The following is a 13,605-nucleotide window of genomic DNA, read 5'->3' as shown; positions in this document are numbered from 1 at the left end:
GTCGCGCCGCAGGCAGGGCACCCGGCTCGGGCGCGTCGGCACCGGACCGGCGCCCGCAAGGGACGCCCCGCACGACTCGTGGGCCGCGACCGGCACCACCGTCGCGGGCGGACGCGGGGAGCCTGCCCGTAGCGGTCCCGGGCTGACACGATGGCGGTATGACCGAGGAACCGGCGGCACGACGGGGACGGGCACTGCGCGCGGCGGTCGAACAGGGCCTGGTCGGCCCGGACAGACCCGTGGTCGGACTGCTCGACCTGGACGGCGTCCGGGCGGCCGCCGCCGAACTGCGGGCGGCCTTCGCGACGCCCGGGGTGGAGGTCACGCACACCTTCGCGGTCAAGGCGGCCTCCTTGGTGCCGGTGCTGCGGCTGCTGTCCGAGGAGGGCATCGGCGCGGAGGTCGCCAGCCCCGGCGAGCTGGCCCTGGCCCGGGCCGCGGGCGTACCCGCCGGGAGGATCGTGCTGGACTCCCCCGCCAAGACCCCGGACGAGCTGCGGGAGGCGCTCGCCCTCGGCATCGCCCTCAACGCCGACAACCCGCAGGAACTGGCCCGCCTGGACCGGCTCGTACCCCCCGGCACCACCGCCGCCCCGCTGGGCCTGCGGGTCAACCCCCAGGTCGGCGCGGGCAGCATCGGGGCGATGAGCACGGCCACCGCCACGTCGAAGTTCGGCGTCGCCCTGCGCGACGAGGGCGCCGTGGACTGGGTGGTCCGCGCCTACCTCGACCGGCCCTGGCTCACCCGGCTGCACACCCACACCGGGTCGCAGGGAGTACCCCTGGAGCTGATGGCGGCCGGGGTCCGCGCCGCGTACGAGCTCGCGGAGCGGATCAACACGGCGGCCGGGCGCCGGCAGGTGACCACCCTCGACATCGGCGGCGGTCTGCCGGTCAACTTCGCCTCCGACGAGGTCCGGCCCGGTTTCCGCGCCTACGCCGACGCGCTCCGCGCCGCCGTGCCCGGGCTCTTCGACGGGCGGTACGCGCTGGTCACGGAGTTCGGGCGGTCACTGGTGGCCAAGCAGGGCACGATCCTGGCGCGCGTGGAGTACACCAAGTCCGCCGGGGGCCGCGCGATCGCCGTGACGCACGCCGGCGCCCAGGTCGCCACGCGCACCGTCTTCGCGCCCGGCGCCTGGCCGCTGCGGGTGCTGGCCCTCGATCCGCGGGGCCGCCCCAAGGACGGCGCCCCGGTCGTCCAGGACGTGGCCGGGCCGTGCTGCTTCGCGGGCGACCTCGTCGCGACGGCGCGCGAACTGCCGCTGCTCGCGGAGGGCGACCTCGTGGCGCTGCCCGACACGGGGGCGTACTACTTCTCGACGCACTTCGCGTACAACTCGCTGCCCCGCCCCGCCGTCCACGGCTACTCCGGGCCCGACCCGGACTTCCGCACCCTGCGCCGCGCCCAGACCATCGAGGACCTCGTACGGGAGAGCGGCGGCTGAACCGGCCGGGCCGCGGCACGACCGGCCCGCCCCGGCCGTCACCCGGACGGCTCAGTGGGCCGCCGCGGCCCGGCGGCGCGACGATCCGCCCGGACCGGCGTCGCCCGCGACCGGCCCGGTGGCCTCGTACCCGGGGACGGACGGGGCGGCGGGACCGCGTCTTGCGTGCTCGGGCCGGACCCACAGCAGCGTCTCGTGCGCCCGCTCCCAGCGTCCGAGCCATACGGCCTTGGCCCACAGCCCCGCCCCGGCACCGGCCAGCAGCATCCCCGCCGCCGCTGGCGCGGCGACGCCGGACGCGACGGCCACCGCGAACGCCCCGAGCAGCCACCAGCGCCGGGCCCGGGACCAGGCGCGTGCGGTGACCCGGCGGTCCTGCAGGAAGGCGCCCCGGGGCGCGCGCTCGGCCGCCTCCGCCAGGGCGGTGTACCGCCCCCGGCGCACCAGGAAGGCCACCACCGCGGCGACCACGAAGAGCGCGGCCCCGCCCAGCACCCCGATCCGGCGGCCGGTCAGTCCGGGCACGAACACCCCGACGCCCGCCGCCACGAGCCCCAGCCACCACAGCCACCGCGCCGGTACCCGCACCAGGACCGCCACCCGCGCCAGCGCATACGCTCCCCGCACCACCGCTGCCTCCTCCACGGCTCGTTCCGAGTGTGCTGGGGAGGGAGGTTACTCACGGAACATCAAGATTCCGTGAGAAAGGACCCGGGACCGGCACCGCATGCGGCCCCCGGGGCGCGGTGCTACCACTGAGAGCAGGGGCCAGAGGGGCTGGAGTGGTGCGTATGAACATCGTGGTCGACCTCAATCGCTGCCAGGCCTACGCGCAGTGCGCGTTCCTCGCTCCCGAGGTCTTCGAACTGCACGGCGAGGAGGCGCTGCTGTACGTCCCGGCCGTCCCGGAGGACCAGCAGGAGCGCGTCCACCGGGCCGCGGTGGCGTGCCCGGTGCAGGCCATCCTCGTGGGCGGGGCGGCTGGTGCCGATGTCCGATGAACTGCGCGACGGGCGCATCGTCGTCGTCGGCGCGTCCCTGGCCGGTCTGCGGGCCGCCGAGACGCTGCGCGACGAGGGGTTCGAGGGCTCGCTGACCCTGGTGGGCGACGAACCCCATCCACCGTACGACCGGCCGCCGCTGTCCAAGCAGGTGCTGCTCGGCCGGGTGCCGGCGACGGGGACCGGGCTCCCCGCGCGCCGCCCGGTGGACGCGCGGTGGAAACTGGGCGTCGCCGCGACGGGCGTGGACGGGGCCGGCAAGCGGGTCTTCCTCGCGAACGGCGAGGAACTGCCGTACGACCGCCTGCTGATCGCCACCGGCACCCGTGCCCGCCCCTGGCCGAACCCCGCCGAGGCCGCGCTGGACGGGGTGTTCGCGCTGCGGACCAGCGACGACGCGGCCGGGCTCGCGGAACGGCTGGACGCGGGGCCCCGGCGCGTGCTGGTGATCGGCGCCGGGTTCACCGGATCGGAGATCGCCTCCGCCTGCCGGGAGCGGGACATCCCGGTGACCGTGGTGGAGCGCGGCCCCGCGCCCCTGGTGGGCGCGCTCGGCGGGACGCTCGGCGCGGTCGCCGCGGAGATGCACCACAGGCACGGGGTGGACCTCCGCTGCGGGGTGCAGGTCACCTCTCTGGAGGGTGATGGCCGGCTGACCGGCGCCCGGCTCTCCGACGGGAGCATCGTCGAGGCGGACGTGGCGGTGGTGGCCCTCGGCGCCGTGCGCAACACCGAGTGGCTGGCCGATTCGGGCCTGGCCGCGGGCCCGCGCGGCGTGACCTGCGACGCCGGCTGCCGCGCCTTCAACATGTACGGCATCGTCACCGACGACGTGTTCGTCGCCGGCGACGTGGCCCGTTTCCCGCACCCGCTCTTCGGCTACCAGTTGATCGCCCTGGAGCACTGGGGCAACGCGGTCGCGCAGGCCGAGGTCGCGGCCCACAACATGGTCAGCGCGGGGCCGTTCCGGCGGCCGCACCTGGCGGTGCCGACCTTCTGGTCCAGCCAGTTCGGCCACAACATCAAGTCGGTGGGCGTGCCCACCTACTCCGACCAGGTCGTCGTCGCCCAGGGCTCGCTGCGCGAGGCGCGGCTGGTCGTCGTCTACGGCTACAAGGGCCGCATCACCGCCGCGGTGTCGGTGAACCGGGCCAAGTGGCTGGACTACTACCAGAACCTGATCGAGACGGCCGCGCCGTTCCCGCCCGAGCCGGGGGCCGCCGACCGGACCGCCCCGATGATCCCCCTGCCGTCCGACGTGCCCGACCCCGCGGTGCTCTCGCACGGCCCGACGGTCGCCCTCACCGGTCATCTGCCGGACCGGCGCCTGACCCTGGTGCGGCCCGCCGGCTGAGGCCGCCGCCCACCGCCTGGCCGACGGGCCGTGGCAGGACGCCGCGGCCCACGACGACGAGGAGCCCCCGCGCATGGCTGCGGACACGCTGTTCCGGAGGATCACCGACTACGCCAGCCGGCCCGATCCGTACCCGCTCTACGCCGAACTCCGCGAGAGCAAGGTGGCGCCGCAGGACGACGGCAGCTACCTCGTCGGCACGTACCACGAGATCACGGCCCTGCTCCACGACCCGCGGATCAGCTCCGACCGGCGCCACCGCAGCGATCCGGAGGAGGTCCGGCTGGCCGGCGAGCTGGCGCCGTCCTTCATCGGCCTCGACGACCCCGAGCACGACCGGCTCCGCCGCACCACGATGCGGCCCTTCGGCCCGCCGCACACCCCCGGCCGGGTCGACGCCATGCACGGTGAGATCGTCCGCATCGCCGACGGACTCGTCGCCGGGCTCCGCGGCAAGGAGCGCATCGACGTCGTCGACGACTTCGCCTACCCGCTCCCCGTCACCGTGATCTGCCGCCTGCTGGGGGTGCCCCGGGAGGACGAGCCGAAGTTCCGCGGCTGGTCCGACGCGATCGTCGGCGGACTGGACCTCAACCCCGACGAGGACCCCACCGAGCGCACGCAGGCGGCCACCGAGGCCCGCCGGGCGATGGGGGTCTACCTGGGCGGGCTGGCCGAGGAGCGGCACGGCAAGCCCTCCGACGACCTGCTGTCGGCCTTCGTCAACGACCAGGACCCGGCCGGCGGGCTGAACCGGATCGAGCTGATGGTCACCTCGGTGCTGCTGCTCGTCGCCGGGCACGAGACCACCGTCAACCTGATCACCAACGGCATGCTCACCCTGCTGCGCCGGCCCGACCAGCTGGAGCTGCTGCGCGGCGAACCGGCCCTGATGCCGCGGGCGGTGGAGGAACTGCTGCGCTTCGAACCGCCCGTGCAGATGCTGCCCCAGCGCACCCCGCTGGTCGACGTCGAGATCGCCGGGGTCACCGTGCCCAAGGGGGCGCCCCTGGTCCTGGTGCTCGCTTCCGGCAGCCGCGATCCGCGGCGGTTCCACGACCCCGACCGGTTCGACCCGCGGCGCACGGACAACCAGCACCTGGGCTTCGGCAGCGGTGTGCACAGCTGCTTCGGGGCGCCGCTCGCCCGGCTGGAGGCGCAGATCGCCCTGACGGCCCTGCTGCGCGACCTGGACGGCCTGCGGCTGGTGGAGGACCCGCCGCCCTACCGGCGCAGCCCGGTGCTGCGCGGTCCCCGCCACCTCCTTGTCGAGCACGACGGGACGGGCGCCTGACCGCGGCCCGTCACCGGGCCGGGGGCCGTCACCGGGCCGGGGACGGGTCATTCCACGAACAGGCCCTGCGCCGCGGCCTTGGTGTCGAACTCCTCCAGCCGCGCCTGCGCGTCCGGCAGCCCGTCGCACATGGCCTCCAGCAGGACCCGCCCGAGCAGCATCGGCGCGCACGCCGTGTCGAAGGCGAGCCCCGTGCCGACGGCCGCCGGGAGGAGGACGTCGGAGTGGGCGGCGACCGGCGCGAACGCGCTGTCGGCGACGGTGACGACGGTGAGCCCGGCGGAGCGGGCGTACTCCAGGGCCTCGACCACCTCGCGCGGGTGCCGGGGCAGCGCGAAGCACAGCAGGGCGCTCGCCCCGGCCCGGACGGCCGCGTCGACGCGGTCGGCGAGCATGCTGCCGCCCTCGTCGAGGAGCCGGACGTCGGGGTGCACCTTGGCGGCGAAGTAGCCGAAGCCCCGGGCCTGGGCGGCCGCGGCGCGCAGGCCCAGCACGGGCAGCGGCCGGGACGCGGCGAGCAGGGCGCCCGCGCGGGCGACGGGCGCGGGGTCGGCGAGAAGTGCGGCCAGGTGCCGCAGGTTCTCGATCTCGGCCTGCACGGCTTCCTGGTACTCGTTGTACGTGTCGCCGGCCGGCCGGCCCGGGGGCACCGCGGCGGGGGCGACCTCGCGCAGGTGGCGGCGGAGCGCGGGGTAGCCGTCGAAGCCGAGCGCGACCGCGAAGCGGGTCACGGAGGGCTGGCTGACCCCGGCCAGTTCGGCGACCTCGACGCTGGACAGGAACGGCGCGTCGGCGGCCCGCCGCACGAGGCAGTGGGCGATGCGGCGCTGGGTGGGCGTGAGCCGGTGCGCTTCGAACAGCTTCACCAGGCGCGCCGACGCGCTGTCGGTCCCGTCGGCCGCGGTGGCGTTGTCGGTGGCCATGACGCCCTCTCCGCTCGGCTATTCATGTGCCGATGACTCTGCATGATTCTATGCAGGACGGCAAGGCGGCCCCGCTCACGCGGGCGGCAGCAGCTTCTTCTGCGGTTTGCCCATCGCGTTGCGCGGCAGTTCGGTCAGGAAGCGGACCTTGCGGGGGCGCTTGTGCACGGACAGGTGCCCGGCCACGAAGTCGATCAGCTCGCGCTCGCCGACCCCGTCCGCCACCACGTAGGCCACGATCTCCTGGCCGAGGTCGGCGTGCGGGGCGCCCACGACGGCCGCCTCGCGCACCGCGGGGTGGTCCAGCAGGGCGTTCTCCACCTCGCCCGCGCCGATGCGGTAGCCGCCGGACTTGATCAGGTCGGTGGAGGCCCGCCCGACGATCCGGTGCATGCCGTCCGGCTCGATCGCCGCGATGTCACCGGTGCGGAACCAGCCGTCCTCGGTGTACGAGGCGGCGGTCGCCTCCGGCCGCCCCAGGTAGCCGTCGAAGAGCGTGGGCCCGGTGAGCTGCAGCTCGCCGATCTCCGCGCCGGGCTCCGCCGCGATCCGGGTGCGGATCCCCGGCAGCGGCAGCCCGACCGAGCCGGGGCGCCGCTCACCGTCCGCCCGGGTGCTCACCGTGATCAGGGTCTCCGTCATGCCGTAGCGCTCGACCGGCCGCTGCCCGGTCAGCGCCGCCAGGTCCCGGAAGACCGGCGCGGGCAGCGGCGCGCTGCCGGAGACCAGCAGCCGGGCGCCGCTCAGCGCCCTGGCGGAGTCCGGGTCCGCCGCGACCCGGCCCCAGACGGTCGGCACGCCGAAGTACAGGCTGCCGCCGGCCGCCGCGTACGCCTGCGGGGTGGGCCGGCCGGTGTGGACCAGGCGGCTCCCGGTGCGCAGCGCGCCGAGCACGCCGAGCACCAGACCGTGCACGTGGAACAGCGGGAGCCCGTGGACGAGGGTGTCCTCCGCGGTCCACTCCCAGGCCCCGGCGAGGGCGTCCAGGTCGGCGGCGACCGCCCGGCGCGACACGAGCACGCCCTTGGGCGCCCCGGTGGTGCCCGAGGTGTACAGGACGAGGGCCGTGGTGTCCGGGTCCGGCTCCGGGCCGTCCCAGGACCCGCGCTCGGTGAGGACGGCCGGGGGTGCCTGCACGGCCCCGGAGTCGCGCAGGATGTGGTCGCGCTCGGCCGGACCCGCGTCGGGCGGCACGGGGACGACGGGGACGCCCGCGAGGAGGCCCCCGACGACCGCCGCGACCGTCTCCAGGGACGGCGTCGCGTGCACCGCGACCGCCGGGGCACCCGCGACACGTGCCGCGAAGGCAGCCGCGGCGCCGAGCAGTTCCTCGCGTGAGCAGGGGCGTCCGTCGACGGTGACCGCGTCGGGGCGGTCGGACGGGGCGTGGTGGAGGGCGGTCAGCAGGCGCGGCACGTGTCCGGTCACGGGACGACCCTACTGGGGCGATCCCCGGGAAGGTTCGGGGGTTTCCCCCAGTGCCACGGGGCCGCCCGGTCCGTACGGTGGCGTCATGGACGCCCGTGACCCTGAGCTCAAGAAGGAATTCGCCGCCACCCTCCAGGCGCGCAAGGACCTGGGGGAGGAGTACGAATCCGCCCTCATCGACTCCTTCCTGGAGAAGATGGACCGGCGCATCGACTCCCAGGTCGAGCGGCGGGTGCGCCGTGAACTGGCAGAGAACCAGACGGCGTTCGCCCGTTCCGGTCGCCGGGTCGGCCCGGAGGCGCGGGGCCACGGCGGCGGCCGTTTCGGCGCCCGCTACGGCTTCGGCGCGTTCTCCCTGATCATGGCCATCCCGCTGTCCGCCATCGCGGCCGACAAGGCCGACCTGCCCGGGCTGCTCGTCGCGTGGGTCGGCATCGTCGCCGTCAACGCGGCCCACTCGCTGGGGTGGCTCCTCCACGAGCGGGGCGCTTCCCCGCGCCGCGACAGGGACCAGGACGCCTGGGAGGACTGACGGCCTGACGGCGGCGGGCGCTCCCCGCACGCGTCGAGGGCGCACGACCCGACGCACGGGTGGCCGCCCGCGCGCCCGGCTCCCCCGCCGCTCGGGGCGTGGGGGAGAACGTTCGAAGAGCGCGGCGGCCCGTTCCAGGAGCGTGGCAGGGACGGCCGCGGTCGCGGCCGCGCTCGTGGTTGCCGTGGTTGCCGTGGCTGCCGCGGATGCCGCGGATGCCGCGGCGACCACGGATACGGACGGCTGCCTGCGACGGCGATGAGTTGCGGTGGTCGATCCCATGTCAAGGACGGTAGGCGGAACGCCGCCCACAAGATGATCTTGCTCGAATCCTGTGGATGACCCGCGGGTTGTGGACAACCCCGTCACCCGAAAGACGTCACAGCGCTGCCCGGGCCCACCGGCGCCGGCGCGCCACTACGCCGTGAGCAGTGCGACGACACGGCGGGCCGCGCTCTCGTCGCGGGCCGCGGCGAAGGGCAGCGGCCCCGCGGCCATGCGGAACGGCAGCCCGTCCGCGCCGAGCACCGTACCGCCCGCCTCGGCGACCAGCAGGATCCCCGGGGAGTGGTCCCAGGGGTTGTCGTAGGCGTAGGTGGCCGCGTCGAGCCGCCCGAGGGCGACGTCGAGGTAGTCGCAGCCGGCGGAGCCGCTCGCCCAGGGCTTGACGCCGTGTGCCGCCCCCGTCTCGTACAGCCGCCGGTGCTGGTCGGCCGTGAGGTGCGCGGGCCGGGCGCCGGCCACCAGCAGCACCTCGTCCGCGTCCCGCGCGCCGCCCGCGGCCAGGCGCAGCGGCCGGCCCCCGGCGTACGCGCCCTCACCGCGCCGGGCGGTGGCGAGGACCCCGTCGACCGGCCGGTACGTCCAGGAGGCGAGCAGCTCACCGCGGGCGGCGAGGGCGACCTGGGTGACGAACGAGGAGTCGCCGCGGACGAAGTTGGAGGTGCCGTCGACCGGGTCGACGATCCAGACCGGATCGTCGCCCAGCAGCGCCCCGAGCAGCGCGGGGTCGGCGTGCACGGCCTCCTCGCCGATGACGGCCGAGCCCGGCAGCAGGCGGGTGAACGTACGGGTGAGGCGTTCCTCGATGCGGCGGTCGGCGACCGTGACGAGGTCCAGGGGGCCCTTCTTCTCGTCGACGTCGCCCTCGGCGAGACGGCCGAAGCGGGCGAGCGCCTCCTCGTCGGCCGCGGTGCGTATGGACTCCTCGACGGCTGCGAACGTCTGCGCGCTGATCACGGCGGCCACTCAACCAGAAGAGCGGTCCGCGCGGGGGCGCGGACCGCTCTTCCACAGATAGCGCGGGAACCGCCGCACCCCCGGTCACCCGGGGGGCGGGACGACGGCGGTCCCCGCGAGGGACGCGGGCCGGATCAGGGCCGGGCCACGCGTCCTTGGGGTCACCATGGAGGTCCGGGAGCCGCTCCGGAGGTCCTTGGCGCCACATCCGTGGTGTCGGCCGGGCGACCGGTGTGCCGTCCGCCGACATCCACCAATGTGCCGGAGCCGTGTTAAATGCGTGCTGCGGACACGTGACGCCGGTGTACCACTTCCGCGAACCCGCGGCGGACCCGCCCGGGGTCGCCCGGGGTCGCCCGGGATTCGCCCGGGATCCTCCGGGGGGTGCCGTTACCTGGCCTCTTCGGCGAGGAAGGCGAGCAGGTCCTGGCGGCTGACCACGCCCGTCGGCTTGCCCTCGACCAGCACGATCGCCGCGTCGGCCGAGCCCAGCACGGCCATCAGGTCGCCGACCGGCTCGCCGGAGCCCACCTGCGGCAGCGGCGCGCTCATGTGCCGCTCCAGCGGGTCGTCGAGGGTGGCGCGCTTGGTGAACAGCGCGTCGAGCAGCTCCCGCTCCACGACGGAGCCGATGACCTCGGCGGCCATGACGTCGGGGTGGCCGGCGCCCGGCTTGACGATCGGCATCTGCGAGACGCCGTACTCGCGCAGCACCTCGATGGCCTGGCCGACGGTCTCCTCGGGGTGCATGTGCACCAGGTGCGGCAGGCCGCCGTCCTTGCGGTCCAGGACGTCGGCGACACGGGCCTGGCCGGTGCCCTCCTCCAGGAAGCCGTAGTCGGCCATCCACTCGTCGTTGAAGATCTTCGACAGGTAGCCGCGGCCGGAGTCCGGCAGCAGCACGACCACCACGTCGTCCGGGCCGAGCCGCTCGGCCACGCGGAGCGCCGCGACGACCGCCATGCCGCAGGAGCCGCCGACGAGCAGGCCCTCCTCCTTGGCCAGGCGCCGGGTCATCTGGAAGGAGTCCTTGTCGGAGACCGCGACGATCTCGTCCGCGACGGTGCGGTCGTAGGCGGTGGGCCAGAAGTCCTCACCGACGCCCTCGACGAGGTACGGGCGGCCGGAGCCGCCGCTGTAGACGGAGCCCTCCGGGTCGGCGCCGATGACCTTCACTCCGCCGTCCGAGGCGTCCTTCAGGTAGCGGCCGGTGCCGGAGATGGTGCCGCCGGTGCCGACGCCCGCCACGAAGTGCGTGATCTTCCCCTCGGTCTGCTCCCACAGCTCCGGGCCGGTGGAGTGGTAGTGCGAGGCCGGGTTGTTGGGGTTGCTGTACTGGTCGGGCTTCCAGGCGTTCGGGGTCTCGCGCACCAGCCGGTCGGAGACGTTGTAGTAGGAGTCCGGGTGCTCGGGGTCCACGGCGGTGGGGCAGACCACGACCTCGGCGCCGTAGGCCCGCATGACGTTGATCTTGTCCGCGGAGACCTTGTCCGGGCAGACGAAGATGCAGTGGTAGCCCTTCTGCTGGGCCACGATCGCCAGGCCCACACCCGTGTTGCCCGAGGTGGGCTCCACGATCGTGCCGCCGGGCTTGAGTTCGCCGCTCTTCTCCGCGGCCTCGATCATCCGCAGCGCGATGCGGTCCTTGACCGAACCGCCGGGGTTGAAGTACTCGACCTTGGCCAGGACGGTCGCCTGGATCCCTGCCGTCACGCTGTTGAGCCTCACCAGCGGGGTGTTGCCGACGAGACTGATCATCGAGTCGTGGAACTGCACCATTGTCTCCGGGTTCTCCGTGATTGTGAGGCCAGGGTAAGCGGTTTTGCGGCGGGGGGCGGCCCCCTCGGGGACCGGGCGTCGCACCCTTCACATTGGTGTTACGTACGCCCCGGAAGGTCCGGTTGTAGAGTCGCACCGTGGCGCGATCACGACACGTCGCACTTACGACACCGGGCTTGTACAACCGGGGGGTGGGCCATGCCTGACGAGAAGCACCCGGACACCGCCGGCGCGGGCCCGGGCAACGCCGACTACCTCGCCGCCCTCAGCGGTCTGGCGGCCGTGGAGTCCGGCCTCGCCGCGGTGCGGGAACGGCTGACGGCGCTGGCCGCCGTGCGCCCGGCGCGGCCGGCCGAGCCGGTGATGCCGGGCGGGATCGCCGAGGTGATCCACGGCGAGGCGGAGCAGCAGCACATGATCGAGCAGCTGCAGCGCGAGGCCCGCAAGGAGGTGCTGACCTTCGTCCGGCCGCCGTACGTGGCCGCGGCGGGCAACGTGGTGCAGAAGGAGCGGCTGACCGCGGGGGTGGAGTACCGCTCGCTGTACGAGACCACCGCCCTGGTCTACCCGGGGGCGGCGGACATGCCGGGCTTCGTCGAGCCGGGCGAGCTGGCCCGGGCGGCGCCGAGCGTGCCGATGAAGCTGATGATCGTCGACGCCGAGCGGGCGCTGCTGCCGCTGTCCGGCGGCCGCGACCGGTCCGTGGTCTCCTCCGCCGGACTGCTGCTGCTCCACCCCTCGGTGCTGGTGGACGCGCTGCTGGAGCTCTTCGAGGACCGCTGGCTGCGCGGCACGCCGCTGCGGATGCCCTCGCCCGGCGAGACCGAGGAGGACCCGGAGTTCCCCGGCTCCCCCGAACTGGACGAGCAACTGCTCTCGCTGCTGATGTCCGGGCTGCCCGACAAGGCGATCGCCTCCCAGCTCGGGATATCCCTGCGCACGCTGCAGCGCAGGATCCGGTCCCTGATGGAGTCCACCGGAACCGCCAACCGCACCCAGCTCGCCTGGTTCGTCGCCCAGCAGCGGCTGACCTGAGTCCGGGCCGCCCAGCGGTTGCGGCGGGCATCGGACGGGGCAACAAATCGTTGTACGGGTCGGGCCACGGGGGCCCGCACACCCGGCGCGGGAGGTGGACGTTGTCCAGGGCAAGGGTGGCGCGGCGGATCGCTACGGCCGCCGCGTACGGAGGAGGCGGCATCGGGCTGCTGGGCGGCGCCGCGGTCGGCCTGCTGCTGACCGAGGGCGCGCTCGCCCGCCGGGCCGTGGGCGGCTCCGACGCCGTCCCGCCCCGCGCGGACGGGGTGTACGGCGCCGCCTTCGCGCTGAGCACCGACGAGCGGCCGATCGTGCTGGCCCTCGCGGGTGACTCCACGGCGGCGGGCCAGGGGGTGCACCGGGCGAGCCAGACCCCCGGTGCGCTGCTGGCGTCCGGGGTGGCGGCGGTGGCGGAACGGCCGGTGCGGATGGTCAACGTGGCCAATCCCGGCGCACAGTCCGACGACCTGGCCCGCCAGGTCGATCTCCTGCTGGGGTCCGGCCCCGGTACGGCACCCGACCTGTGCGTGATCATGATCGGGGCGAACGACGTGACCCGGCGGATGCCACTGGCCGTCTCGGTGCGGCTCCTGTCCGACGCGGTACGGCGGCTGCGCGAGGCGGGCTGCGAGGTGATCGTCGGGACCTGCCCCGACCTGGGCACGATCGAGCCGGTCTACCAGCCGCTGCGCTGGATCGCCCGCCGGCTGAGCCGGCAGCTCGCGGCGGCGCAGACCATCGCGGTGGTCGGCATCGGCGGCCGCACCGTCTCCCTGGGCGACCTGCTCGGGCCCGAGTTCGAGTCCCGCCCCCGCGAGATGTTCGGCCCGGACAACTACCACCCCTCGGCCGAGGGGTACGCGACCGCGGCCATGGCGATGCTGCCGACCCTCTGCTCCGCCGTCGGGCTGTGGCCCGAGGAGGACGAGCGCCCCGACGCCCGGCGCGGCGAGGGCTTCCTCCCGGTGGCCCAGGCTGCCGCGGAAGCCGCCGGCGAGGCCGGTACGGAGGTCACCGCGGCCGCCGGCACGGTCTCCGGCCCCCGCGGCCGCTGGGCCCTGCTCAAGCGGCGCCGCCGGCGCCGCCTCCCCGACGCGACCGAACCGGCCGCCACGGCGGCGGCCGAGGCCGCCCAGAACTAGGGCCTCCCGGCGGGGCGCGGGCCCTCGGACGGCGGTACGCGCCGCCGCCGTCCGCGGGTCCGTTGCGCCTGCGGCGGGCCGTCTCCCACCCACCCACCCGAACCCCGGACGATCGGCCACCGCAGGGGCACTCGGCGCGCACCGCCGCCCTCCGACGGAGGCGGCGTGGGCCCCGGCGAGACCTCCGCCCGGCGACCGCGACCGTCCGGGGTCCGCTGCGCCCGCAGCAAGGTCATCCCCCCACCGCCGCCCTCCGCGGAAGGCGCCTGTGGGCTGGCGCCGGAGCGGCAGCTTGCCGCCGTCCACTGGTCCGCTGCGCCCGCGGCCGAGTCGCGGTCACGGACGCACAAGGCCGCCTTGTCGGCGCCCGCCGCAGCCGCGGCCGCGCCCCCGGGCCGTAGCGCGGTGGCGGGCGCGACGACCCGGGCCC

The 13,605-nt window shown here is 75.1% G+C and carries 12 protein-coding genes; 7 read left to right on the top strand and 5 right to left on the bottom strand.

Features of this window, described 5'->3' with window-relative positions; genetic code table 11:
- Window positions 1-158: 158 nt before the first annotated feature.
- Window positions 159-1,448, top strand: a complete 1,290-nt coding sequence (locus tag ABZ479_RS15030) for a type III PLP-dependent enzyme domain-containing protein (RefSeq protein ID WP_500461983.1) — start codon at window positions 159-161, stop codon at window positions 1,446-1,448.
- Window positions 1,449-1,499: 51 nt separating this feature from the next.
- Here the strand turns inward: ABZ479_RS15030 and ABZ479_RS15025 are convergent, their stop codons facing one another.
- A complete protein-coding gene (locus tag ABZ479_RS15025; protein ID WP_500461982.1) occupies window positions 1,500-2,078 on the bottom strand; it encodes a hypothetical protein in 579 nt (192 codons plus the stop codon).
- 161 nt (window positions 2,079-2,239) lie between these two features.
- On the opposite strand from ABZ479_RS15025, the gene ABZ479_RS15020 reads away from it, so the two are divergent.
- The 3 genes from ABZ479_RS15020 to ABZ479_RS15010 all read left to right on the top strand — a co-directional run bounded on the left by ABZ479_RS15020 (window position 2,240) and on the right by ABZ479_RS15010 (window position 5,097).
- Entirely contained in the window at window positions 2,240-2,449 is a 210-nt protein-coding gene (locus ABZ479_RS15020; protein WP_089222253.1) for a ferredoxin, read from the top strand.
- Window positions 2,439-3,803 (top strand): NAD(P)/FAD-dependent oxidoreductase, encoded by a 1,365-nt coding sequence (locus ABZ479_RS15015; RefSeq protein ID WP_500461981.1) that lies wholly within the window; start codon window positions 2,439-2,441, stop codon window positions 3,801-3,803. The genes ABZ479_RS15020 and ABZ479_RS15015 overlap by 11 nt, the downstream gene beginning before the upstream one ends.
- 73 nt (window positions 3,804-3,876) lie before the next feature.
- Window positions 3,877-5,097 carry a cytochrome P450 gene (locus ABZ479_RS15010; RefSeq protein ID WP_500461980.1) on the top strand — a complete coding sequence of 407 codons (1,221 nt, stop codon included), beginning with the start codon at window positions 3,877-3,879 and terminating at the stop codon, window positions 5,095-5,097.
- Window positions 5,098-5,144: 47 nt separating this feature from the next.
- On the opposite strand, the gene ABZ479_RS15005 is transcribed toward ABZ479_RS15010, so the two are convergent.
- Both ABZ479_RS15005 and ABZ479_RS15000 read right to left on the bottom strand, forming a co-directional pair.
- Window positions 5,145-6,020, bottom strand: a complete 876-nt coding sequence (locus ABZ479_RS15005) for a MurR/RpiR family transcriptional regulator (RefSeq protein WP_499600232.1) — start codon at window positions 6,018-6,020, stop codon at window positions 5,145-5,147.
- A 75-nt stretch (window positions 6,021-6,095) separates the two neighbouring features.
- A complete protein-coding gene (locus ABZ479_RS15000; RefSeq protein ID WP_500461979.1) occupies window positions 6,096-7,448 on the bottom strand; it encodes an acyl-CoA synthetase in 1,353 nt (450 codons plus the stop codon).
- Between the two features lie 85 nt (window positions 7,449-7,533).
- Between ABZ479_RS15000 and ABZ479_RS14995 the strand changes: the two genes are divergently transcribed.
- Window positions 7,534-7,980, top strand: a complete 447-nt coding sequence (locus ABZ479_RS14995; protein ID WP_500461978.1) for a hypothetical protein — start codon at window positions 7,534-7,536, stop codon at window positions 7,978-7,980.
- A gap of 417 nt (window positions 7,981-8,397) precedes the next feature.
- On the opposite strand, the gene ABZ479_RS14990 is transcribed toward ABZ479_RS14995, so the two are convergent.
- Both ABZ479_RS14990 and ABZ479_RS14985 read right to left on the bottom strand, forming a co-directional pair.
- Window positions 8,398-9,219: an inositol monophosphatase family protein gene (locus ABZ479_RS14990; protein ID WP_500461977.1), complete on the bottom strand. Its 822-nt coding sequence runs from the start codon at window positions 9,217-9,219 to the stop codon at window positions 8,398-8,400.
- Between the two features lie 390 nt (window positions 9,220-9,609).
- Window positions 9,610-10,995 carry a cystathionine beta-synthase gene (locus ABZ479_RS14985; RefSeq protein ID WP_499600292.1) on the bottom strand — a complete coding sequence of 462 codons (1,386 nt, stop codon included), beginning with the start codon at window positions 10,993-10,995 and terminating at the stop codon, window positions 9,610-9,612.
- A gap of 201 nt (window positions 10,996-11,196) precedes the next feature.
- Here ABZ479_RS14985 and ABZ479_RS14980 point away from each other — a divergent pair, with 201 nt between their 5' ends.
- Both ABZ479_RS14980 and ABZ479_RS14975 read left to right on the top strand, forming a co-directional pair.
- Window positions 11,197-12,033 (top strand): helix-turn-helix transcriptional regulator, encoded by an 837-nt coding sequence (locus ABZ479_RS14980; RefSeq protein ID WP_499600228.1) that lies wholly within the window; start codon window positions 11,197-11,199, stop codon window positions 12,031-12,033.
- 116 nt (window positions 12,034-12,149) lie between these two features.
- On the top strand, window positions 12,150-13,175 hold the full coding sequence (locus tag ABZ479_RS14975) for an SGNH/GDSL hydrolase family protein (RefSeq protein WP_500462033.1): 1,026 nt from the start codon (window positions 12,150-12,152) through the stop codon (window positions 13,173-13,175).
- Window positions 13,176-13,605: the final 430 nt, after the last annotated feature.

This window comes from Streptomyces sp. NPDC005722, from assembly GCF_040630935.1.
GTDB lineage: Bacteria > Actinomycetota > Actinomycetes > Streptomycetales > Streptomycetaceae > Actinacidiphila.
This window is presented reverse-complemented; position numbering and strand designations above follow the sequence as displayed.